Here is a 21,631-nt window from a genome sequence, read left to right as displayed (position 1 = left end):
CAACAGGCCTATTGATAAATCAGGGCAACAACATTCTCTTAAAAATGAATAAATATTTACAAGTATTATCAATTGCACTTATTACAGGCACAGGTGCTTACGCACAGACTGATATTAATGGAACAATAAAAGACATAGACGGCATTGCCATACCAAAAGCTGTAGTAAGCATTAAAGGCAGCACTACAGTTATAATTGCCGCTACCGATGGTAGTTTTAGTATAACAGGCCTTCAAAGTTTTCCTGTAACATTACAGGTGGCAGCATCAGGTTTTAAAACGCAGGAACTAACTGTAAGCGAGCTACCTGCACAGCCATTAGAGATTGTGCTTTTGGCAGATTTTGATAACAAACAGCTCTCTGAAGTAATGATAACTTCAAGGCGCAGAAAGGAAAATGCGCAGCAGGTGCCAATTCCTATATCTGTAATAGGTGGGAAACTTGCCGAAGATGCAGGTGCATTCAATGTAAACCGTTTGAAAGAGCTCGTGCCATCGGTACAATTATATTCTTCGAATCCAAGAAATACGGGATTAAGCATTCGCGGCCTTGGTACAACTTTCGGGCTTACTAACGATGGTATAGATCCCGGTGTAGGCTTTTATGTAGATGGTGTGTATTATGCCCGTCCTGCCGCTACAACCCTCGACTTTATTGATATAGAACAGATAGAAGTATTGCGTGGCCCACAGGGAACATTATTTGGAAAGAACACTACAGCAGGTGCTTTTAATATTACTACCCGTAAACCCGAGTTTAATTTTGGTGCCAATGTAGAGAGCAGCTATGGCAACTATGGTTTTGTACAGGCTAAGGCTTCATTTACAGGTCAGGTAGCAAAAAACCTGGCTGCACGTTTCTCATTTTCAGGAACGCAACGCGACGGGCTTTTATATAATGTAGCAACAAAAAAGCGCGTAAACGACCTTAATAATCTTGGTCTTCGCGGACAGTTATTGTTTAAACCGTCTAATGAGTTTGATATATTGTTTGCCGTAGATTATTCGCGTCAGCGACCTGATGGTTATGCTCAGGTTATTGCAGGAGTTGCACCCACACAGCGCGCTGCTTATAGCCAATTTAACCAAATTATTGCCGATCTTAACTACTCGTTACCGTCTACAAATGCTTTCGACCGCATTATAGATCAGGATACTCCGTGGCGTTCTTATCAGGATTTGGGTGGTGCATCGGCAACCATTAACTACAAAATTGGTTCCGGAACTTTAACATCAACGACTGCATGGAGGTTTTGGGACTGGAATCCTTCTAACGACCGCGATTTTACAGGATTACAGGGACTTGCATTATCTGAAGCACCATCAAAGCACAAACAATGGAGCCAGGAAATTCGTTGGGCGGGTGCTTTAAGCGAAAGCCTTAGCGGTGTATTTGGAGTATTTTTAATTGATCAGGATCTGCGACCTGACGGGGCACATACAGAAGAAGCCGGTCGTGATCAATGGCGTTTTTCTCAAAACAGTACCAGCACACTATGGCAAACACCCGGGTTGCTGGATGGCTATGGCATTAAAACCTATCCGTTTTTAAAAACATTAAGTGCTGCGGTTTTTGGCCAGTTAGATTATGCTGTTACCGATAAATTCTCTGTCTTACCGGGCATACGCCTAAACTATGACAAAAAAGAAGTAAACTTTAGAAGGGAAACCTATGGAGGGTTGCAAACAGATGATCCTGCATTAATTGCACTAAAAAATGCGGTGTACAGCAATCAGGCATTCCAGAAAGAAATAGACGATACTAATTTTTCAGGTCAGTTAACGGCTGCTTATAAGCCGTCGGCTAAAATAAATACTTTTGCAACTTTTTCGACCGGGTTTAAACCCGTTGGTCTTAACCTTGGCGGATTGCCAAACTCAGGCGGACAACCAATGACCGAACTTGCGGTAATTAAGCCTGAAAGGGTAACACATTATGAGGTTGGTGTAAAAACAATTCCGTTTAAAAACTCTACACTAAATCTTGTGGTGTACAATACTGATATTAAAGATTATCAAACCCAGGTTCAGGCCGCCGACCTATCTGTAAACCGTGGTTACCTTTCTAATGCCGAAAAAGTTAGGGTTAGGGGAGTGGAGCTTGACGGAAACATAAGCGTAACCCATAATTTAAAGTTTTATGGAGCAGTAGCTTATACCGACGGTATTTACAAAACATTTAGAAATGCTCCGGTGCCGTTAGAAGAAACAGGGAGTGCAAACTTTAAAGATATTTCTGGCAGCCGTTTGCCGGGAATTTCAAAATGGGCAGGATCATTGGGTGGAGAAGTGGCTCAACCGGGTAAATTTTTAAGCAGGACAGGAGAGTTTTTCCTTGCGGTAGACAGTTACCACAGGTCAGAGTTTTCGTCTAACCCTACACCGTCAAAATACCTGGTAGTTGAAGGCTATTCGTTAGTAAATGCAAGGCTTGGCTTTAGAGTGGCCGATAAGTTTACAGTATTCCTGTGGGGCCGTAATATTTTTGATAAAGACTATTATGAGCAATTGCTACCGGGTGCAGGCAACGCCGGCCATTATGCAGGTGTGCTTGGAGACCAGCGCACCTATGGGGTTACACTACGATTTTCTATTTAATAAATATATTGTTAGTTCGTTCGTTTGTTTAGATTTTATTGTTTGTGAGTTTAAAGGCAGGAGTTTTATAATTCCTGCCTTTTGTTTTGATAAAGGCATATATCGTACTGTTGATGAATTCTAAGTTTTTATTTTCAAACCATAAAACATGTATAGGCAAAATGTATTATTAGAATATAAGTACTGAATTTGAAAAGTTTCTTTACGATTTTATATCCTTTAAACATTATAGGATTATAAGATGATTTGTCGAATGAAGTTTTTTCTTTCGTTTCCATTTTTAATTCTTTTTTTAATTTAGAGTATTTCTTTTATCTGCTCAATCCATGCTTCAATATTTTTAATATTTGTTCGGTCTGCCTTCTCAAAAAAGAAATGTCTTTTTAAATCAAAACCACAATAATTGTAGATACCATTATCAGACGTTAGCGATAAAGCTTTATCAATTCCTGATTCTTTATATTCTGCATGAGATTTTCCATGCGTATTTATAACAATAGCCTTTTTGCCGATTAGCAACCCTTTCTGAATCCCCTGATCATATCTGTATGCAAAACCATAACTGAAAACACGATCTATATACCCTTTTAAAATAGCTGGCAGACCGGTCCACCAAATGGGATATATAAATATTATACACTCTGCCCATGTAATAAGTTCCTGTTCCAGCTTCACATCACTTGCAACTTCAAGTTTTCTCTGCCCAGCCATATCTTCAAGTGAAAGAACCGGATCAAAGCCGAGTTGATATAGTCCCGGATTTTTACATTGTGTATATTTTGCTTAAGATATTCTGCAATAGTAGTTTTTAAATACCCATTTAAACTTTGTGGGTTTGGATGGGCGTAAATAATTAAATAATTCATTTTCTGCTTCTTTAAAATTAACATTTCAAAAATAGAATGATAAAAGCAGCTAAAATTGTATGAAAACGAAAGTCAGTTTTTAGAATTGCAAATATCCTGCTGGAATTTTATGTACTTTAAAGGGCTTAGATTTATATAGTGTTTAAAATCTCTAATCAGTTGGCTTTGGTCATAATAGCCGCAATAATTAATAATTGTAAACCAATCTACTTTTTTCTTTTTTATAACTGTATTATCTATGAGTTCAATTGCTTTTAAAAAACGCTTATATCTATTAATTTCTTTATTAGAGTAGCCAAAATATGTTTTTTGATAAATTTGAATATTTCGCTGGGTTTGATCATTAGATTCGGCGATTGTCTTTATAGGGTCTAAAGAACTTTCTTCAAAATTAGATAATTGTTCTGCAATACAATTGCGTTCTTTTAAATAGGGCTTGCAGAACTCAAGAATATAGTTTATCTGCATATCTACTCTTTCAATTTCATTGAGTTTTTTACGAAGTAAAGTAAAACAATTTTCTCTTAAAAGCTTATCAGGCTCTATGGTCGAATTTTGTGAGATTAATGCATGTCCAAAAAAACGATAGAAAGCATCATTTTTAAAATTGACAACCAAAATTTTAGAATTAGGAGGAAGAGAATAATCAAAAGCTTTTTTAATTGTTCTTAAAATAACACACTCAGCTATTTCTATATGTGTATTTTGAGAATGTAGTAAAACATTATTGCCAAAACTCAAAACTAAAATAGTTTGATATGATGGCAGGAATGTTTTTCTGAATGTGGTATCCGTATTATTTTCGGCAAAATAAAAATGAGAAAAAATTTCCCTATACGAGGGAGGTACATCTATTCTTAAGCTTTCATATTCTTCGTTGTGCTTTGTCATCTGCAATTCGCAAAATAATTATGATAAATATAAAAAATAACCTATAAAAAAAGCATCCCTAAAGATGCCTTATATAGTAATTTTCAGTAGAATTGAAATAATAATTAGTCTGTCCAAAGCCCTGATACTTCATTTTTTAAATGGGCAAGGGCAATGCTGCTTGGGCTTTGCTTTTCAAAAAGGTCGGTTAGCATCACTTCCCTGAATTTATTGGCAGAATCTACACGCTCGCTCATATTTGTTTTACGAATGGTTTGTATAGTAGCATTCTTGGCGGTAGTAATAATATTCCAGCATTCTGCAGATACATATATTTGCTGAGTCAGGTTGTGTTCATATTCCTGTTCTATCTGGCTTATAACATAGTCTTCATAGTCATGTTTGTTGCTGCCCTGAGGACTAAGGCGAATCAGCAGTTTGCCCGGGTCTATGCGTTCTAAAAATAAGGCAAGCCTTTCATAAGCCTGTAGTCTTAGTGGCAATGCAGCTCGCTGTGCTTCTTTATGTATAATATATCGGCGGCGGCCTTCCTCATTATCGGTGTGCATTTTAAAAAAAGAATAAGCCACAAAACCCACAATTACAGCGGGTATAACAGCAAAAACAACTTGCAGAAAATCCTGTAGTTCCATACGTTACGGTTAATGTTTTACGGCATTATAACGCTGCCGTGTTTATTTTAATTGTGAAAAAGCGAAAATAGCGAAATAACTTTTTTAACCGTGCTGTTTCCGGTAAATATTTTGGCAAAAATTCCCGTCAAAAATAATTATTTTTGCAGTTAAAGCATTACAATGGATATCCACAATTATATAAGCCAGTTAAACGAAGCACAACAGGCACCTACATTGCAAAAAGACGGTCCCATGATCATTATTGCAGGTGCAGGATCGGGCAAAACAAGGGTACTTACTATTCGAATTGCCTACCTCATGAGTCAGGGGGTTGATTCTTTTAATATACTTGCACTTACTTTTACCAATAAGGCTGCCCGCGAAATGAAAAAGCGTATTGCCGATATTGTGGGTGCATCTGAAGCTAAAAACCTTTGGATGGGGACTTTTCACTCCATTTTTGCAAAAATATTGCGTTTCGAGGCCGATAAACTTGGTTTTCCGTCTAACTTCAGTATCTATGATTCTCAGGACAGTGTCCGTCTTATATCATCTATCATAAAAGAGTTACAGCTTGATAAGGATGTTTATAAGCCAAAGCAGGTACTTAGCCGTATATCATCTTATAAAAACAGCCTGATAACAGTAAAAGCCTACTTTAATAACCCCGAATTACAGGAGGCAGATGCCATGAGCAAAAAGCCACGTTTGGGAGAGATTTACCAGCATTATGTAGACCGTTGCTTTAAAGCAGGAGCAATGGATTTTGATGACCTGTTGTTGAGAACCAACGAATTGCTTAACCGTTTTCCGGATGTGCTTGCAAAATATCAGGATCGTTTTAGGTATATAATGGTAGATGAGTATCAGGATACCAACCACTCGCAGTATCTTATTGTTCGTGCACTAAGCGATCGTTTTCAGAATATATGCGTGGTGGGAGACGACGCACAGAGTATCTATGCTTTTAGGGGAGCTAACATTAACAACATTCTTAACTTTCAAAAAGATTATGAGGGTGTGCAAATGTACCGCCTTGAGCAAAACTACCGCTCGTCAAGAAATATAGTTGAGGCTGCCAATGCCATTATAGATAAAAATAAGGTTAAACTCGATAAGGTGGTTTGGACAGCTAACGATGATGGCCCGCCAATTCGTGTTCACCGAAGCCTTACCGATGCCGAAGAAGGCCGCTTTGTAGCGAGTACTATTTTTGAGCAAAAAATGCAAAACCAGCTTAAAAACAGCAGCTTTGCTATATTGTACCGAACCAATGCCCAGAGTCGTGCCATGGAGGATGCACTGCGAAAGCGCGATATTCCGTATCGTATTTATGGAGGACTATCATTTTATCAGCGCAAAGAAATTAAAGATGTGCTGGCCTATTTACGTTTGGTAATAAACCCTAAAGACGAAGAGGCTTTAATGCGTGTTATAAACTATCCGGCGAGGGGTATAGGCGACAGTACTTTAGAAAAACTTACTGTTGCGGCAAACCACTATGGCAGATCGGTTTTTGAAGTAATGGAAGTTATAGACCGTATAGACCTCAAGTTAAACAGTGGTACACGAAATAAACTGAACGACTTTGTTACCATGGTAAAGAGTTTTCAGGTAATAAACGAAACGCAGGATGCTTTTTATCTTGCCGATCATATTACCAAAAAAACAGGTTTGGTACAGGAACTTAAAAAAGATGCTACCCCGGAAGGTATTGCCCGTATAGAAAATATTGAGGAGCTTTTGAACGGTATCCGTGATTTTATTGAAGGCCAACGCGAGGTAGACGGAGCAAGAGGTGCACTATCTGAATTTTTGGAAGATGTGGCACTGGCCACCGATCTTGATAAAGATACCGGAGACGATGACCGCGTGGCATTGATGACCATTCACCTTGCCAAAGGGCTTGAATTTCCGTACGTGTTTATTGTAGGTATGGAAGAAGATCTTTTTCCGAGTGCCATGAGTCTTAATACCCGCAGCGAACTTGAAGAAGAACGTCGCCTGTTCTATGTGGCATTAACGCGTGCAGAACATCAGGCTTACCTGACTTATGCACAATCCCGTTACCGCTGGGGCAAGCTGGTAGATAGTGAGCCATCACGATTTATAGAAGAAATTACCGATAAGTTTTTGGATTATCTTACGCCAACCGAAACCAACTATCGTTATAAACCGATGATAGATGCGGATATTTTTGGCGACGTAGATAAGTCTAAATTCAGGCAACAAAAGCCCACCAATACACCACCTCCGGCATGGGCAACTGCTAACGACCCTAAGCCAGACAGCAGTATACGCCGATTAAAACCAATGTCGAATCCGGCACCGCAGCAAAGTGCCGCCGCATTGCCCGACAGTAAACTGGCTCCCGGCAATGTAGTAATGCACGAGCGTTTTGGTAAAGGAAAAGTTATAAACCTTGAAGGTGTTGGTGCCGATAAGAAAGCCGAAATACAGTTTGAAGTGGGAGGGGTTAAGAAGCTGTTACTGAGGTTTGCAAAGCTTGATGTAATTGGGTAAATCGTAAAATTTATAATGTTATAAAAGCCCTGACTTTTAAAGCATAAAAAAGGTCGGTAACATAAACGTTACCGACCTTTTGTTATTATATTATAGTAATAAACTCTTTATTATTTACCGTCTTTGTCTACAACAGGGCGGTTTTCGCGGTTGGCAAGTTCCCAGGCAGTGGCAAAGGCAAGTTGTGCACGTTTGGCGAGTAAATCATATTCAATTTTATCGGGTTCGTCTGTTGCCTGATGGTAATCGTCGTGAACACCGTTAAAGTAAAAAATAATAGGAATGCCCTTTTTTGCAAAGTTGTAGTGGTCGCTCCTAAAATAAAACTGGTTAGGGTCGTTCCTGTCGTTAAAAGTATAGTCTAAAGCCAGGTGAGTGTATTTTTTATTTGCCTCTTCGTTAATGTTATGGAGATCGGTGCTTAAACGGTCAGATCCTATAACATATATATAGTTACCATCGGCTTTATGGGCATCATCCCTGCGGCCTATCATATCGATATTAAGGTCGGCAATTGTATTGCTGATAGGGAACAGCGGATTTTCTGAATAGAAGCGCGAACCGTGCAGGCCGTGCTCTTCCCCGGTAACATGTAAAAACAATATAGATCGCTTAGGGCCATAGCCGTCTTTTTTTGCCTGCATAAATGCCTGTGCAATTTCCAATAAAGATACTGTTCCAGAACCATCGTCGTCTGCACCGTTATATACTTCCCCGTTTTTCATGCCCACATGGTCGTAGTGTGCAGATATCACCAATACTTCATCAGGTTTTTCGGTTCCTTCTATATAAGCCCATATATTTTCAGAGTCGGGTAGCTTCGGACTAAAATTACGCGCCATAAATGCCGATGGTACTTTTTGGTAAAAATCCGTAGCTCCCTTTGGAAACGACATACCTATGGCTTCGTACTGGCTTATAAGATATTTTCCCGCTTTTTTCTGGCCTTCGCTACCGGTATTGCGCCCCTCCATTTCGTCAGATGCTACAATATACAGGTGCTTTTTAAGATCGGCCTCAGTAATAGAACCCATGTATTTTGCGACATCGGCTTTGGCGTAGTCTTTTTTTGAGTTTTTAGCCGGACCGCATGCAACCAGCAGGCAGGACAGGACTATAAAAGATATTTTTTTCATGTTTTAATTTAAAGGTTATAAATATACCAATTTAATGAGCATTTAGTGCCGAATAGAATAATGATAGTAAAAGAACTATGATTATGCAGATTAAGTTAATAAAGAATAGTATAATACCTTTAAGCCTTGACACTAATTTTCGTTCACCATACATCCTGCTGTGCGATCTGAAGAAATAAAATATAGTATAAATAATTGTAACCGCTACCGTAATGGAATTTATAGTATCGCTAATACCTTCAGAAACATATAATAAAGGAATACTTATAAGCATATTGATAGTACTTACCAGCAATAGCAACGAAAAGTAATGTAATGTATAAATGCCATGATCAAAAAACAGCCAGCGCTTTTTGCCATGAAACAGCCATAACCAAAAAGCAAAGATTGGCATATAAATAAATAATATTTTGGGCAGTGTATGAAAAAAGGTGTCGTTCACTTTTTCCCAGGATATATCCTTATTTCTGAGCTCTATCGCTTTTTTGCTTAACCAGTATTCCGAAGCATTCATGTTTTTATCATGCTCCTTTATAGAATCAAGCTGGGCAATCGTTGTGGGTAGCCGCTGTCCATCGTTTTTATACTTTTCATTTGAAATGGAATCGGTTATAGAAGAAAAGCTCTCTTCCTTTGTTGCGGTATGTTCCTTCTCAAGACTGTTATTGTGTTTATCATCCTTACTCTCATGTATTACACCTTCTTTTGGCATAAAGCTGAGGAGCAGGAAAGTAACAAAACTTATAAAAATATACAGTTTTACCGGAGGAACATAGATTTGCCTTTTTCCGGCAAGATATTCTTTAGTAAGCTTGGCAGGATTAAATAGCAATGCTTTAATGGTGCGCCAAAAACCACTGTCATAATGGGTTAGGTCTTCGGCAAAGTGTGTAATTAAATGATGAAAGCTTTGGCGCGTTTCTATGTTTTTTTGCCCGCAATTAGTGCAAAAAATTTGTTCTACGGTATGTCCGCAGTTTTGGCATACTGTATCATTACGCAGTTTGTCGTGTCCCATAAGGTAAAAAAAGTAAAGGCTCTGTTAAGAGCCTAAAACTATTAAAAAAATGCGAATATTTTACTTACTGTTAAAAATTTCCTTTAAAAAATCTGTAAAATAGACCCAGGATCTTTTGTCTGCTTTTTCGTTATAGGCCGCACCTTTGCTGTTGTCGTTGCCTGCTTCTTTCTCAGTAAAGGCGTGTACAGCATTGGGTAAATATACCAGTTGCCAGTCGGCTTTGGCTTCTTTCATTTCGGCAATAAAACCATCAATATCTTTTTGAGGTACAAACGGGTCATCAGCACCATGAAGCACTAATACTTTAGGCTTAATAGTACTGCCTGTCCTTGCAGCATCTTTACCCAAACCGCCATGAAAGCTTACAACACCTTTTATATCAAGACCGCCTCGGGCAGCTTCAAGAGCACCCGTACCACCAAAGCAATAGCCTATAACCACAATATTATTAGCATCGGCACCACTTTTTACAAGTTCTTTTAATGCAGCAGAGATCCTGCTTTGATACCTGTCGGCATTTTTTTTGTAGTAGCCCGATTGTTCCCCGGCTTCTTTAGTTGTTGCAGGATATTTGCCCTCGCCATAAATATCGGCAATAAAAGCATGGTAGCCCATGGCCGATAGCTTTTGTGCCACCTCTTTAGAATGGTTGTTTATACCCATCCAGGCAGGCAATATCAGTACCCCGGGCTTTTGTTTTAATGACTTGGCAGGCACTGAAGCAAAGCCATTTAGTTTTTGTCCGTTTTCAGAATATGATACTGCTTTTAGCTGTGCACTAAGCTGTGATGCAGTAAACATAAGTGTAATTGCAATAAATTTTTTCATTATGTATTTGTTTTATGTAAAGGTAAAAAAGAAAGCTTTTACGCCAATGGCATAAAAGCTTCTCTGCTGCATTAATAAATCAACCTTTACAATAACTTATTTAACTGTGTTGCAGCTCGTGTTTACCTTCTTTAATTTCTTCCACCAGTTTTTTATTAAAAGCAGGCAGGTCATCAGGGGTACGGCTGGTAACAAGGCCGTTGTCTACCACAACTTCTTTGTCTATCCAATTTGCTCCGGCATTAATAAGATCCTGCTTGATAGATGGGTAGGAGGTAAGCTCCCTGCCATCTACTACCCTTGCATTAATTAGTGTTTGCGGCCCGTGGCATATTGCGGCAACAGGTTTCTTTTGGTCAAAAAACTGTTTTATAAAGGCAACAGCATCTTCACTTAGCCTTAGCTTATCGGGGTTTATTACACCACCGGGCAGCACAAGTGCATTATAATCTGCTGCCGATGCCTGGCTAAGAGTTTTATCAACTTTATATTCTTTCCCCCAATCTTTATCTGCCCATGCTTTAATACTGCCGCTTTCGGGGCTGATAATCTCGGTTGTCCAGCCCTGTTGTTCTAAAAATTCTTTTGGCGATTTTAGTTCGCTTTCTTCAAAACCGTGGGTTGCCAGTATGGCTATCCTTTTGCTCATAACTTTAATTTTTTAGTTAGTAAAATAGCTTTATATAAAATTACAACAGCGCATCTGTAATAGCTTTAAAGGCATACTAAAGTTGTGCTAATGTTTGTTAACTAAGTATTTAACATTGCAAAATGGAGTATTTTTATGATTAAAACACATCTACTAAAATGAATGATATTTTTGAATGGAAACGCCTGTTTTTTAACGATCTCCCTATTAAGTTTTTGGCAGAGGTTATTTTTCGTACAGTAATAATGTTTATTGTGGTGCTACTCACTTTAAAGTTTGCAGGCAAAAGAGGGGTAAAGCAATTATCTGTATTCGAGGTGGTAATCATCATATCGTTAGGTTCGGCTGCCGGAGACCCTATGTTTTATGAAGACGTTGGGCTCGTTCCCGCAATTACTGTCTTTTTGATCATCCTCATAATGTACAGAACAGTAACCTGGCTTTTGGGTAAGAGCAAACGCTTTGAAAAATTTATTGAAGGCAGTGTGCAGTGCATTATAGAAGACGGGCAGTTTTCTATAAGCAGTTTTGAGCGTGAAGACCTCGCCCAGGATGAGTTTTTTGCCGAGATGCGTTTAAAATCTATAGAACATCTTGGACAGGTGCGCAATGCCTATATAGAAACCAATGGTACTATAAGTATCTATTTTTATGAAGATAAAGATATAAAATATGGCCTGCCTATACGTCCGCAGCTATTTGCATTAAAAAGCAGTATAATACCCAAGGCAGGTATTTATGCCTGTACTTTTTGCGCCAATACCCAAAAGCTTGAACCTACAGAAGGCACCTGCACAGTGTGCGGCAAAAAAGAATGGGTGCTTGCCATAAATACCCGGCGTATAGTTTAAAAAACAAGGGCAGCTTTAAATTGCTGCCCTTGCTAAACTAACTAACTGTAAACTAATCTAAAAATATTATCTGTTTTAATTGCCTCTCCTGCCACCACCTCTTTGGGTTGGGGCTGAAGGCGAAGCCTGTCTTTGAGGTGCAGCAGCCGGAGTACTCCTTACGGTTGGTGTGTTTTGAGACCTAACCGAAGAAGAAGGGTTACTCCTGACAGAATTGTTGTTACTTGCCGGGGTATAGCTCCTTACTGTTGATTGTTGGTTGCTTCGAACACTATTGTTATTTTGAGGGGCGCTATATGTTTTTGCAGGAGAACTGCTCCTAACTGTTGTACTATTATTGTTATAATTGCGAACAGTATTACTGTTATTGCTCCTTACATCAGTGCTGGAATTATCATTGAATTTCGTATTCCTCGATACTCCGCTATTTCCTGTTGATGGCGTGCTCCTTACAGAAGTAGAGGTATTATTTACCCTTACATTGTTGCCATTATATCTGCTGCTGTTGCTAAAGCCGTTTGTGCTTTTACTGCTGTGCAGTGTTGCATTGTTAAGAGACCTCGTGCCACGGTTTGTAACAGCGTTGCCTCTTGTTTGCTCTAATTGGTAACGGTTTACAGCATTATTATTCCTGCTGCTAAACGAATTGTTAGGGTGCTGTCTTTCATAGGCATTTGTCCTTCGGGTGTTGTAAATCGCTACAGCACGGCTACTTCTTCTTGTGTTTACATACACGTATGTATTTCTAACATTTATGTGGGTGTGTATGTGATTTCTGTACCTGTATGGTGCACATGGTGCCCAGTAGGTGTAATACGTAGGGTAGTAACCATAATACCAAGGAGAATAATACGGGCGGTAGCTGCTTACCCAAAACACATTAAAAAGCGGAGGCCTTACTACATATACAGGTTCATAAATATAGTTAGACCCATATATATAAGTATCTCCAACAACCTGTACTGTTACGTTATTATCGTTATCGCGCTCAACCTCAATAGTGGCTACGTCCTGGAAAGTATCTTCGCCAAGCACGCTTTGAAGTATAATTACATGTGTGTTATTTTCGGTAACCTCAATAACCCTCAAATAGTCTACACGATTGTCACCATTAAGGTCAAGGTTAGAAATTTGCGCATCAGGATCATTTAGCCTGCGTTCAAAATCTTCAAGGTCGCGCGAGTCTCCAAAAATAGAGGCTACTGCCTGCAGGTTAAGATTATCGCTAATATCGCTGTTGTTTGCCCTTACGGTTGTTACGTCCTGAGCAAAAATTTCTCCTGCAAGTAAAAAGGAAAAAAGAACTGTATTTATTAATTTAGTTTTCATGGCTAAGTAATGTTAAATACACTAAATATCGTTTTTGTTGTTTTGTATTATTCAATATCCAATTACTGTGCCAATAATTAATTTGTACTTTTGCCTTTTATAAAAGCCCTGTAAAACAACAGGTTTGCCCGAAAAATATTTTTAATGAAAATTATAAAAGCTTCTCTTTCAGATTATAATGTAATACATGCAATTGCCCTTACCACCTGGCATGCTACCTATAATGATATTCTTAGCCCGGATCAGATGGAATATATGCTTGAAATGATGTATAGTAATGAGGCTATTGCAGACCAAATAGCAATTAAAGGACACCATTTTTTGCTTGCAGAAGAGGAAGGCGAATATTTAGGGTTTGCATCTTATGAGCTTAACAGTCTTAGCGAAACCACCAAGCTGCACAAGTTGTATGTTTTGCCACAGGCACATGGCAAAGGAGTAGGCAAAGCACTGGTAACCGTTATTCAAAATGCTGCCAAGAGCAATAACAATAATAAAATTATACTAAACGTAAACAAACATAATCCTGCAATAAATTTTTATCTTAAAAGCGGCTTTATCAATAAGGGTGAAGATATTATAGATATTGGTAATGGCTATATTATGGATGATTATTTGATGATGAAAGAGTTATAGGTCGTAATTTTTAAGAGCCTTAGTAAGTTTATATTTAATACGGTTTTGTAGTTTTTGCGGTGCAACTACTTTTATGCCCTCGCCAAAGCCAAGAATTATCCTTTCCAACTCCTGGTTAAGTTTTAATTTTAGGCTGACAACAATACTTCCATCTTCATTTTGCTGCTGCGTTTGTTGTGAACTGTGAAAAGGTTTAGTAATAACATAAGGAGCATTTGCTGCATCTACCCACAGTTGCACAGTTTCAGTGCGCAGCCCCTCGTTAACCGTAACACCAATAACATCTTTATAAAAATCATCTGCCTCAAAACCAAAATCGTTATAAGGCAGATTGAAATCAAAATCAACATTAATTATCCTGTCTAATGCAAGATTAGAAACTGTTCGGCTGTTGCCTCTTTTGCCCACCAAAAACCATCGGTTATTATACTCTTTAAGTATATAAGGACAAAATTCAAACTTGTTTGGCACAGATGATTTAAAGGATTGATATGTAATAACCACGACTACTTTTTTTATAATTGCCTGATAGAGGGTATCTAAAAAATGAAGCCCTTTCAGGTTTTCATTCTTATCAAGGTAAATAACAGGGTTGGTATGTTCTTTTTCGGCATAGATCTTATCTTCAAGCCTTTGAAGAATATCAGACACATCATTAAAAAGCGAAAAGTCTTTAAACTGCTTCAGCATCGATACTGTTTCTGTCAGAACATTAATATCTGTTTCTGTTATAGGTATGTTAGTAATGGTATATTCTTCATCTTCATACCTGTAAAACTTTTTGTCATATACCACTATAGGCGCGTTATATCCCAGTTTTTCGCTTCGCATTAGCTGTATGTCCATTTGTATGGTGCGTCTGCTTACATTGTTTTGCTTTCCTTCATATTCATATAATGCATTGCTACAGGCCTCTATCAGGTCATCAAGCGTCCATTGCCTGTATTTGTTTTGAAGGCATTTATCTATAGTTTTGTAGCGTATTAAAGCATTTTTATTTTGAGACATGTTGCTTTTTTTTGCCTAAAAATACTGTTTAAATTTTACTGCGCAAAAACATTGCGTAGTTAGGCATGCATCTTTGCATCAATAAAAACACAAAGAGTCATGAACACACAAATTAATGGAAACGACCTTATTGCATTAGGCTATACAGAAGGAACAATTTTGGGTATTGCATTAAAAATAAACCGTGGAAGAAATGGTTTAAACCGCCAGCAGATGATAGATTATTATGCAGCCGTGCTTGCAAACCCTGCAGAATATTCAGAACATCCTGTTTTTAAAAAACTTGCCCTTGCAATGATAGAAGAGGCTTATGAAAAGCCGCAAGATTTTATTGCTCTTAATCCTAACCCAACTGAGTTTACAACATTTGGCGCAGAGAATATTGAACAGGGAGCTATAGATCAAATGAATGTTGCCATGAAACTGCCAATAACTGTTGCTGGTGCGCTTATGCCCGATGCGCACCAGGGCTACGGATTACCTATAGGCGGTGTACTGGCTGCTAAAAATGCCATTATTCCTTATGGTGTTGGTGTAGATATCGGTTGCCGTATGGCATTGTCTGTATATGATATTACAGAAGACTATTATTATGCCAACGAGCATAAATTTAAGAGCGAACTTATTGCCAACTCTAAGTTTGGTGCGGGCCACGGTTTTCACGGTCAATACAAGTCAGACCATGCCGTGCTGCAAAACACAGCATTTAACGATAACCCTTTTTTACAAAAGCTTAAAGATAAAGCGTGGTCTCAATTAGGATCCTCTGGTGGAGGTAACCATTTTGTTGAATTTGGCATTTTAGAATTTGAAAAAGATGATGCAGCCCTAAATATTCCTAAAGGACGATACGTAGCCCTACTTACGCATTCCGGCTCCCGTGGCCTAGGGGGTATTGTTGCCAATCATTATACTAAACTGGCTAAAAATGTTTGCAAATTGCCTGATGCGGCTAAAAACCTTGCTTATTTTGATATGAACTCTGCCGAAGGACAGGAATATTGGATAGCGATGAACCTTGCCGGAGATTATGCCTCTGCCTGCCATGAGGTTATACATACTAAAATGAAAAAATCTTTGGGAGCAACAGTACTGGCAACGGTAGAAAACCATCACAATTTTGCATGGAAAGAACACTATAACGGAGAAGAAGTTATTGTGCATAGAAAAGGAGCAACCCCTGCGGGCAAAGGTGTTATGGGTATCATTCCGGGTAGTATGACCGCCCCCGGATTTTTAGTAAGGGGTAAAGGGCAGGAGGCTGCTATAAATTCAGCATCGCACGGGGCCGGCCGTCAAATGAGCCGTACCAAAGCAATAAACAGTATTACTAAAAATGATATGGAAGCCATGCTTAAAGATCATGGTGTTACGCTAATAGGTGCGGGGCTCGATGAGGCACCTATGGCATATAAAGATATAAACATGGTAATGGCTGCGCAACAGGAACTTGTAGATGTGGTAGCTAAGTTTACGCCTAAAATGGTGCGAATGGCTGATGATGGCAGCCGTGAAGATTAAAAACAGGAACATGATATTTATCAGGTTTTAAATGATAGGTAAGGAGCATATTTGCACGATAAATTTGCATATATGGCCTTACCTAAACCACTACATACCTTTCACATACCTGTAATGGGTCTTGCCTATACTATAGACACCCCTATAAGGGTAGCCCAGTATGGCATAGACTCGGTAGTATCTATTGTAGACGATGAACTAATGGAAAAAATGAATGCATTTTACAGCCAAAAGTTTGAACTACCGTATAAAGAAATTACGCAAAAACTACATGATTACAGGGCAGAACGCATTACGTCTTACCTGAATACAGTAGATGCTATCGTAAAGAAAAAGTATGCCGCTTTTTGTGCCGAACTGGCTACCAGTAAAGAAGTACTAAACAATTTTATACAAATGCTGCCACAAATGTGCGACGTAAAGCGTGCATTACAGTTCTATGCCTCAAGCCCTTTCGATAAGACTAACGAAATTCGTAGCTATGTAGCACAGCACTTAAAACCCGGTGCTATAGATGTTAATATAATGACCAAGGTAGATAAAGCCAATTTTGTTAAAAAAGAGGCTCTGCCTGCCGAGTTTAACGATGCCCATGCCGCCCTGCGTGGTTTTGCAAACAGCAATCTTTGCTCGTCTTTGGTGCTTTCTGCCGGGATGAACCCATCATTGTACAGTTATATTGCAGAATTCAACGATTTTTTGCCGGATGCCAATGGCAGGCTTAAAAAGAAAGTAATACTAAAAGTAAGCGATTTCAGGTCGGCTATGATACAGGGCAGTTTTCTTGCCAAAAAAGGTATTTGGGTTAGCGAATACCGCATAGAATCCGGGCTTAATTGTGGCGGGCATGCCTTTGCTACCGATGGATTGTTGCTTGGACCCATAATGGAAGAGTTTAAACAGCGCAGGCAGGAACTTGCCGATGCTGCACACCAGCTTATGGTGAAGGCTTTATTACTGAGAGAATTGCCGGTGCCTGCTGAACAAATGGAATTAAAGATAACGGTTCAGGGTGGTGTGGGCACTGATCAGGAACACGAGTTTTTACTACAACAATACAACACAGATGCCATAGGCTGGGGTTCGCCATTCTTATTGGTCCCCGAAGCTACTGCTACCGATGCGGCCACCCGCAGCCTTCTGGCAAATGCTACAGAAGACCATTTTTACCGAAGCGATATTTCGCCTCTTGGCATTCCTTTCAATACAGTTGAGGGCACCACAAACGAGCATTTTAAATCCATGCGTATTGCCCAGCACAAAGCAGGCAGTTCTTGCCCCAAAAAGCTGTTGGCTCTGAGCCGTGAATATGATGCTCAGGGTATTTGTACTGCCTCCCGCAAGTACCAGCAAATAAAACTTGAAGAACTGGAGCTTATTAAAGATACTTTAACAGCACAGGCATATAAAGAAAAACAAGACTGTATAACAGTAAAATCGTGTCTGTGTGTGGGGCTTGCCAACACGGCCTATCTTGAAAACCACATACCTATTAAAGGAGAGGCACAGGGCGTAGTAATTTGCCCCGGACCTAACATGGCCTATTTTGATAAAGAGGTTTCTTTAAAAGATATGGTACGCCATATTTATGGTTACGCATCGGTACTTGCGCAGGGCTACAGACCTAATGTTTTTATAAAAGAGTTGCAATTATATGTAGACTATTTTATAAAAGATATAGGCAATACAGCCAATGAAGTTACAAAAGCGCAAACCAAAAAATGGAACACCTTTAAAAATAACTTACAGGAGGGTATTACTTATTATGAAAGCCTGTTCGATACAAAAGGCTTTTTTGAGAAAGGTAAAAAAGATATTTTAGAGAAGCTTATAGTGTATAAAGAAATATTGGAAAATACCACTATTCCTGAAACAGCATTGGTATAGAACAACCATTACAGAATAGTGCCTGGCCACAGTTGTAGTATCTTAGTTTGTGCATTTAAAGATACTGTGATTGTGGCTTTTTTTAGGTTGTAAGTCTACTAAGTTTTGTAATATCTGTAATGGTAATTTTTTTACCGGAAAGTTCTATTACCCCCAATTTATTAAACTCAGACAATAAACGGATACAGCTCTCTGTAGCGGTGCCTACCATTCCTGCAATTTCTTCGCGAGATAGTTTTATTTTAAGGCTTTTATCCGGATTAGTGCCAAAAGTTTCAAACAAATAAATAAGGGTCTCTGCCAGCCTTTGCCTTACCGATTTTTGTGCCATAGCTACCAAATGGTCGTCAGCCTCTTTAAGGTCGCCGCAAATGGCTTTCATAACGTTCATCGAAAAATTATTGTTCTTATTAAAGAACCCCATTATTTCAGTTTTCGGAATAAAGCAAACCTCCATATCCTCCAATGCAATGGCACTAAGGTTTACAGGCTCTTCACTAATCATAGAGCGTTGTCCAAGCAGCTCGCCTTTGGCAATAAGCTTCACTATCTGGTCGTTTCCGTTAGGGCTAAGTTTTGTAAGTTTACATACACCGTCTTTAATACAAAAAATGCCGTTCACATTTTCGCCTTCGCTAAAAATGGGTTCGCCTTTTTTAATAATGTAAGATGATTTGCATTCGGCTATGCGCAGCAACTCGTCTTTATTCAGTGCCTTTAACGAACTGAATTCCCTTACTATGCATTGTTCACATTTACTCATAGCCTATACTTAAAATATACTGCAAATTTAAGCATTTTGTATGATAAATGTCATACTTTATTTTGTGCATCATGAGCAATTTTGCATCAGGTAAAATGAGTATAGTATGAGCACGCAAAATTGTTTTCATTGCGGGTTAGATATTGTAAAAAAAGATGAGATCGTTTTTGATGAAAAGCACTTTTGCTGTAATGGCTGCAAAACGGTGTACGAAATTTTCAGTCTTAACGGCCTTACCGATTATTACAGTTTTGAAAAAGCACCCGGCGCAACCCCAACCGATAGTAACGGTAAATTTGATTTTTTAGACAACGAAGAAATTGTAAACCGCCTTCTCGATTTTAAAGAAGACGGCACACACATCGTTTCGCTTTACATTCCGCACATTCATTGCAGCAGTTGTATATGGATACTGGAAAACCTGAACAGGCTTAGTGTGGGCATAAGCAGCTCGCAGGTTAATTTTTATGAAAAGAAGGTACGTATAATTTTTAATCCGTTTAGCGTATCCCTCAAGCAAATAGTACATCTGCTCAACTCCATTGGCTATGAACCCTACATAAGCCTTGAAAATTATGAGAACAAAAAGCAAAAGGTTAGCCGCGACCTGATTTATAAAATAGGGGTGGCATTTTTTTGTTTTGGTAATGTAATGCTGCTTTCGTTTCCAGAATATTTTGAGGTAGAAGAATATTGGCTCAACAACTATCGTGGTTTTTTCCGTTGGCTTGTGTTTGCATTGGCATTGCCGTCGTTCCTTTATTCGGCGAGCGGATATTATGTATCGGCCTTTAAAAGTATACGTGCCGGGTTGCTCAATATAGATATACCTATCGCGCTCGGCATTGTTGTAATGTTTGTGCGCAGTACGTTTGATATAGTGTTTGGCTACGGGCAGGGCTTTTTTGACAGCCTTACAGGTTTGGTGTTTTTTATGCTTTTAGGAAAGTTATTTCAGCAAAAAACCTACAATTTTCTTTCGTTTGAAAGAGACTTTAAATCGTATTTTCCAATAGCGGTTACTAAAATTTCTAATAGTGCAGAAACGTCGGTTCCGGTATATGATGTAAAAGCAGGAGATAGGTTACTCATCCGCAACAGCGAACTTATCCCTGTAGATGGTATATTGATGAGCAATGCAACCGAGATTGATTATAGTTTTGTAACCGGAGAGGCGCAGCCGATAGCCAAAAAAAGCGGCGATAAAATATATGCCGGAGGCAGGCAAATGGGCAGTGTTATAGAGATGGAAGTTTTAAGCTCTGTATCGCAAAGCTATTTAACACAGCTTTGGAGCAGCGATGTGTTTGCTAAAAAAGGCAACCGCGACTATAAAACCCTGACCGATACTATTAGCCGTTATTTTACACCGGTGCTGTTACTCATTGCAGCAGTCTCGTTAAGTATCTGGATATTTATAGATACCATTATTGCCTTTAATGTATTTACTGCTGTGCTAATTGTTGCCTGCCCGTGCGCCCTGGCTTTGAGTGCACCTTTTACGCTTGGTAATGTGCTGCGCATTATGGGTAACCGAAAGCTTTATCTTAAAAACGCCACGGTTATAGAGCAAATGGCTAAAATAGATACGATAGTTTTCGATAAGACAGGAACCATTACTACTGATAAAAAATCGGCTATAAAATATGAAGGTGAGGCTATCGATACCAAAGAGCTTGCCTTTATAAAAACATTGCTGAGAGGGTCTAATCATCCGTTAAGCAGGAGGTTATATGACTTTTTACCTGCAGCACCACTATTTCAGGTCGACGATTTTAAAGAAGTTACTGGTAAAGGTGTTCAGGGTATAATAGATGGTACATTAATAAAAATTGGATCGGCATCGTTTGTTGGGAAAGATGCAGAAGCTTCAGGGCATACATTGGTTCACGTATCCATCAATCGTAATTATATTGGCAGGTATGTTTTTGATAACCAGTATCGTGAAGGTTTACGTGATCTGTTTTTTGAACTGGGTAAAAACTATAACCTTAAGATCCTGAGCGGAGATAACGAGGGCGAACGCGAAATACTGCAAAGCCTGCTGCCACAGGGAACGGAACTGGTTTTTAATCAAAAGCCACATCAAAAACTGGCCTTTATAGAAAAATTGCAACAGGAGGGAAAGAATGTAATGATGGTGGGCGATGGCCTTAACGATGCAGGTGCATTGGCACAAAGTAATGTAGGTATTTCAATATCCGAGAATGTAAATGTGTTTTCGCCTGCGTGCGATGGCATTATGGATGCTACACAGTTTAAAAAACTGGGCTGGTTTATGCGTTTTTCTAAAAATACCATCAAAACAATTAAGATGAGCTTTACACTCTCTTTATTATATAATGTAGTTGGGTTGTCTTTTGCCGTTACAGGAAAGCTGGAGCCGCTTGTAGCTGCCATTATAATGCCTTTAAGTACGGTTACTATTATAAGTTTTGTAACACTTATGAGCAATTATTATGCGAGAAAGTTTAAAAATTAGATGGCTGTTATTACATAGTGTTGGGATTA

17 protein-coding genes are annotated in these 21,631 nt (G+C 38.9%); 7 read left to right on the top strand and 10 right to left on the bottom strand.

Annotated features, from left to right (window positions below; all coding sequences use genetic code 11):
- Nucleotides 1–44: 44 nt before the first annotated feature.
- Nucleotides 45–2,597 carry a TonB-dependent receptor gene (locus GR160_RS04785; protein WP_160748680.1) on the top strand — a complete coding sequence of 851 codons (2,553 nt, stop codon included), beginning with the start codon at nt 45–47 and terminating at the stop codon, nt 2,595–2,597.
- A 297-nt stretch (nt 2,598–2,894) separates the two neighbouring features.
- Here GR160_RS04785 and GR160_RS04780 read toward each other — a convergent pair whose 3' ends face one another.
- The 3 genes from GR160_RS04780 to GR160_RS04770 form a co-directional block, all read right to left on the bottom strand.
- The gene (locus tag GR160_RS04780) at nt 2,895–3,308 is read right to left on the bottom strand and encodes an NAD(P)H-dependent oxidoreductase (RefSeq protein ID WP_370519198.1); all 414 of its coding nucleotides are present in this window, start codon (nt 3,306–3,308) and stop codon (nt 2,895–2,897) included.
- 227 nt (nt 3,309–3,535) lie between these two features.
- Complete coding sequence (locus GR160_RS04775; protein ID WP_160748679.1) at nt 3,536–4,354, bottom strand: helix-turn-helix transcriptional regulator; 819 nt, start codon at nt 4,352–4,354, stop codon at nt 3,536–3,538.
- A gap of 104 nt (nt 4,355–4,458) precedes the next feature.
- Nucleotides 4,459–4,986, bottom strand: a complete 528-nt coding sequence (locus GR160_RS04770; protein WP_160748678.1) for a hypothetical protein — start codon at nt 4,984–4,986, stop codon at nt 4,459–4,461.
- Nucleotides 4,987–5,148: 162 nt separating this feature from the next.
- On the opposite strand from GR160_RS04770, the gene GR160_RS04765 reads away from it, so the two are divergent.
- Entirely contained in the window at nt 5,149–7,491 is a 2,343-nt protein-coding gene (locus GR160_RS04765; RefSeq protein WP_202390709.1) for an ATP-dependent helicase, read from the top strand.
- Between the two features lie 110 nt (nt 7,492–7,601).
- Here GR160_RS04765 and GR160_RS04760 read toward each other — a convergent pair whose 3' ends face one another.
- From GR160_RS04760 to GR160_RS04745, 4 genes are all read right to left on the bottom strand, one after another.
- The gene (locus tag GR160_RS04760; protein ID WP_160748677.1) at nt 7,602–8,627 is read right to left on the bottom strand and encodes a M28 family metallopeptidase; all 1,026 of its coding nucleotides are present in this window, start codon (nt 8,625–8,627) and stop codon (nt 7,602–7,604) included.
- Nucleotides 8,628–8,658: 31 nt separating this feature from the next.
- Nucleotides 8,659–9,645 (bottom strand): DUF3667 domain-containing protein, encoded by a 987-nt coding sequence (locus GR160_RS04755; RefSeq protein ID WP_160748676.1) that lies wholly within the window; start codon nt 9,643–9,645, stop codon nt 8,659–8,661.
- A 60-nt stretch (nt 9,646–9,705) separates the two neighbouring features.
- On the bottom strand, nt 9,706–10,476 hold the full coding sequence (locus GR160_RS04750; RefSeq protein WP_160748675.1) for a dienelactone hydrolase family protein: 771 nt from the start codon (nt 10,474–10,476) through the stop codon (nt 9,706–9,708).
- Nucleotides 10,477–10,576: 100 nt separating this feature from the next.
- Nucleotides 10,577–11,125, bottom strand: coding sequence for a type 1 glutamine amidotransferase domain-containing protein (locus GR160_RS04745; RefSeq protein WP_160748674.1), 549 nt, complete (start codon nt 11,123–11,125; stop codon nt 10,577–10,579).
- A gap of 158 nt (nt 11,126–11,283) precedes the next feature.
- On the opposite strand from GR160_RS04745, the gene GR160_RS04740 reads away from it, so the two are divergent.
- Nucleotides 11,284–11,976 (top strand): DUF421 domain-containing protein, encoded by a 693-nt coding sequence (locus GR160_RS04740; RefSeq protein ID WP_160748673.1) that lies wholly within the window; start codon nt 11,284–11,286, stop codon nt 11,974–11,976.
- 75 nt (nt 11,977–12,051) lie between these two features.
- Here GR160_RS04740 and GR160_RS04735 read toward each other — a convergent pair whose 3' ends face one another.
- On the bottom strand, nt 12,052–13,305 hold the full coding sequence (locus GR160_RS04735; RefSeq protein ID WP_160748672.1) for a hypothetical protein: 1,254 nt from the start codon (nt 13,303–13,305) through the stop codon (nt 12,052–12,054).
- A 144-nt stretch (nt 13,306–13,449) separates the two neighbouring features.
- Here GR160_RS04735 and GR160_RS04730 point away from each other — a divergent pair, with 144 nt between their 5' ends.
- Complete coding sequence (locus GR160_RS04730; RefSeq protein WP_160748671.1) at nt 13,450–13,941, top strand: GNAT family N-acetyltransferase; 492 nt, start codon at nt 13,450–13,452, stop codon at nt 13,939–13,941.
- Here the strand turns inward: GR160_RS04730 and GR160_RS04725 are convergent.
- Entirely contained in the window at nt 13,936–14,949 is a 1,014-nt protein-coding gene (locus GR160_RS04725) for a YafY family protein (RefSeq protein WP_160748670.1), read from the bottom strand. The two genes, GR160_RS04730 and GR160_RS04725, sit on opposite strands and share 6 nt — an antisense overlap.
- 99 nt (nt 14,950–15,048) lie before the next feature.
- Here GR160_RS04725 and GR160_RS04720 point away from each other — a divergent pair, with 99 nt between their 5' ends.
- Together GR160_RS04720 and GR160_RS04715 are read left to right on the top strand one after the other, a co-directional pair.
- The gene (locus GR160_RS04720; protein ID WP_160748669.1) at nt 15,049–16,470 is read left to right on the top strand and encodes an RtcB family protein; all 1,422 of its coding nucleotides are present in this window, start codon (nt 15,049–15,051) and stop codon (nt 16,468–16,470) included.
- A 72-nt stretch (nt 16,471–16,542) separates the two neighbouring features.
- Nucleotides 16,543–18,357: a hypothetical protein gene (locus GR160_RS04715; RefSeq protein ID WP_160748668.1), complete on the top strand. Its 1,815-nt coding sequence runs from the start codon at nt 16,543–16,545 to the stop codon at nt 18,355–18,357.
- Between the two features lie 82 nt (nt 18,358–18,439).
- Here the strand turns inward: GR160_RS04715 and GR160_RS04710 are convergent, their stop codons facing one another.
- The gene (locus GR160_RS04710) at nt 18,440–19,120 is read right to left on the bottom strand and encodes a Crp/Fnr family transcriptional regulator (protein WP_160748667.1); all 681 of its coding nucleotides are present in this window, start codon (nt 19,118–19,120) and stop codon (nt 18,440–18,442) included.
- 106 nt (nt 19,121–19,226) lie between these two features.
- Between GR160_RS04710 and GR160_RS04705 the strand changes: the two genes are divergently transcribed.
- On the top strand, nt 19,227–21,602 hold the full coding sequence (locus tag GR160_RS04705; RefSeq protein ID WP_160748666.1) for a heavy metal translocating P-type ATPase metal-binding domain-containing protein: 2,376 nt from the start codon (nt 19,227–19,229) through the stop codon (nt 21,600–21,602).
- The last annotated feature ends 29 nt before the right edge of the window (nt 21,603–21,631 follow it).

The sequence above is a fragment of the Flavobacterium sp. Sd200 genome (genome assembly GCF_009826935.1).
Lineage (GTDB): Bacteria > Bacteroidota > Bacteroidia > Flavobacteriales > Flavobacteriaceae > Flavobacterium.
This window is presented reverse-complemented; position numbering and strand designations above follow the sequence as displayed.

What these genes read in the sequence shown, in the direction of transcription:
- GR160_RS04740 (WP_160748673.1), top strand. Translation starts at nt 11,284, where the DNA reads ATGAATGATATTTTTGAATGGAAACGCCTGTTTTTTAACGATCTCCCT.
- GR160_RS04760 (WP_160748677.1), bottom strand. Translation starts at nt 8,627, where the DNA reads ATGAAAAAAATATCTTTTATAGTCCTGTCCTGCCTGCTGGTTGCATGC.
- GR160_RS04710 (WP_160748667.1), bottom strand. Translation starts at nt 19,120, where the DNA reads ATGAGTAAATGTGAACAATGCATAGTAAGGGAATTCAGTTCGTTAAAG.
- GR160_RS04745 (WP_160748674.1), bottom strand. Translation starts at nt 11,125, where the DNA reads ATGAGCAAAAGGATAGCCATACTGGCAACCCACGGTTTTGAAGAAAGC.
- GR160_RS04765 (WP_202390709.1), top strand. Translation starts at nt 5,149, where the DNA reads ATGGATATCCACAATTATATAAGCCAGTTAAACGAAGCACAACAGGCA.
- GR160_RS04780 (WP_370519198.1), bottom strand. Translation starts at nt 3,308, where the DNA reads ATGGCTGGGCAGAGAAAACTTGAAGTTGCAAGTGATGTGAAGCTGGAA.
- GR160_RS04750 (WP_160748675.1), bottom strand. Translation starts at nt 10,476, where the DNA reads ATGAAAAAATTTATTGCAATTACACTTATGTTTACTGCATCACAGCTT.
- GR160_RS04785 (WP_160748680.1), top strand. Translation starts at nt 45, where the DNA reads ATGAATAAATATTTACAAGTATTATCAATTGCACTTATTACAGGCACA.
- GR160_RS04775 (WP_160748679.1), bottom strand. Translation starts at nt 4,354, where the DNA reads ATGACAAAGCACAACGAAGAATATGAAAGCTTAAGAATAGATGTACCT.
- GR160_RS04720 (WP_160748669.1), top strand. Translation starts at nt 15,049, where the DNA reads ATGAACACACAAATTAATGGAAACGACCTTATTGCATTAGGCTATACA.
- GR160_RS04705 (WP_160748666.1), top strand. Translation starts at nt 19,227, where the DNA reads ATGAGCACGCAAAATTGTTTTCATTGCGGGTTAGATATTGTAAAAAAA.
- GR160_RS04755 (WP_160748676.1), bottom strand. Translation starts at nt 9,645, where the DNA reads ATGGGACACGACAAACTGCGTAATGATACAGTATGCCAAAACTGCGGA.
- GR160_RS04715 (WP_160748668.1), top strand. Translation starts at nt 16,543, where the DNA reads ATGGCCTTACCTAAACCACTACATACCTTTCACATACCTGTAATGGGT.
- GR160_RS04770 (WP_160748678.1), bottom strand. Translation starts at nt 4,986, where the DNA reads ATGGAACTACAGGATTTTCTGCAAGTTGTTTTTGCTGTTATACCCGCT.
- GR160_RS04730 (WP_160748671.1), top strand. Translation starts at nt 13,450, where the DNA reads ATGAAAATTATAAAAGCTTCTCTTTCAGATTATAATGTAATACATGCA.
- GR160_RS04735 (WP_160748672.1), bottom strand. Translation starts at nt 13,305, where the DNA reads ATGAAAACTAAATTAATAAATACAGTTCTTTTTTCCTTTTTACTTGCA.
- GR160_RS04725 (WP_160748670.1), bottom strand. Translation starts at nt 14,949, where the DNA reads ATGTCTCAAAATAAAAATGCTTTAATACGCTACAAAACTATAGATAAA.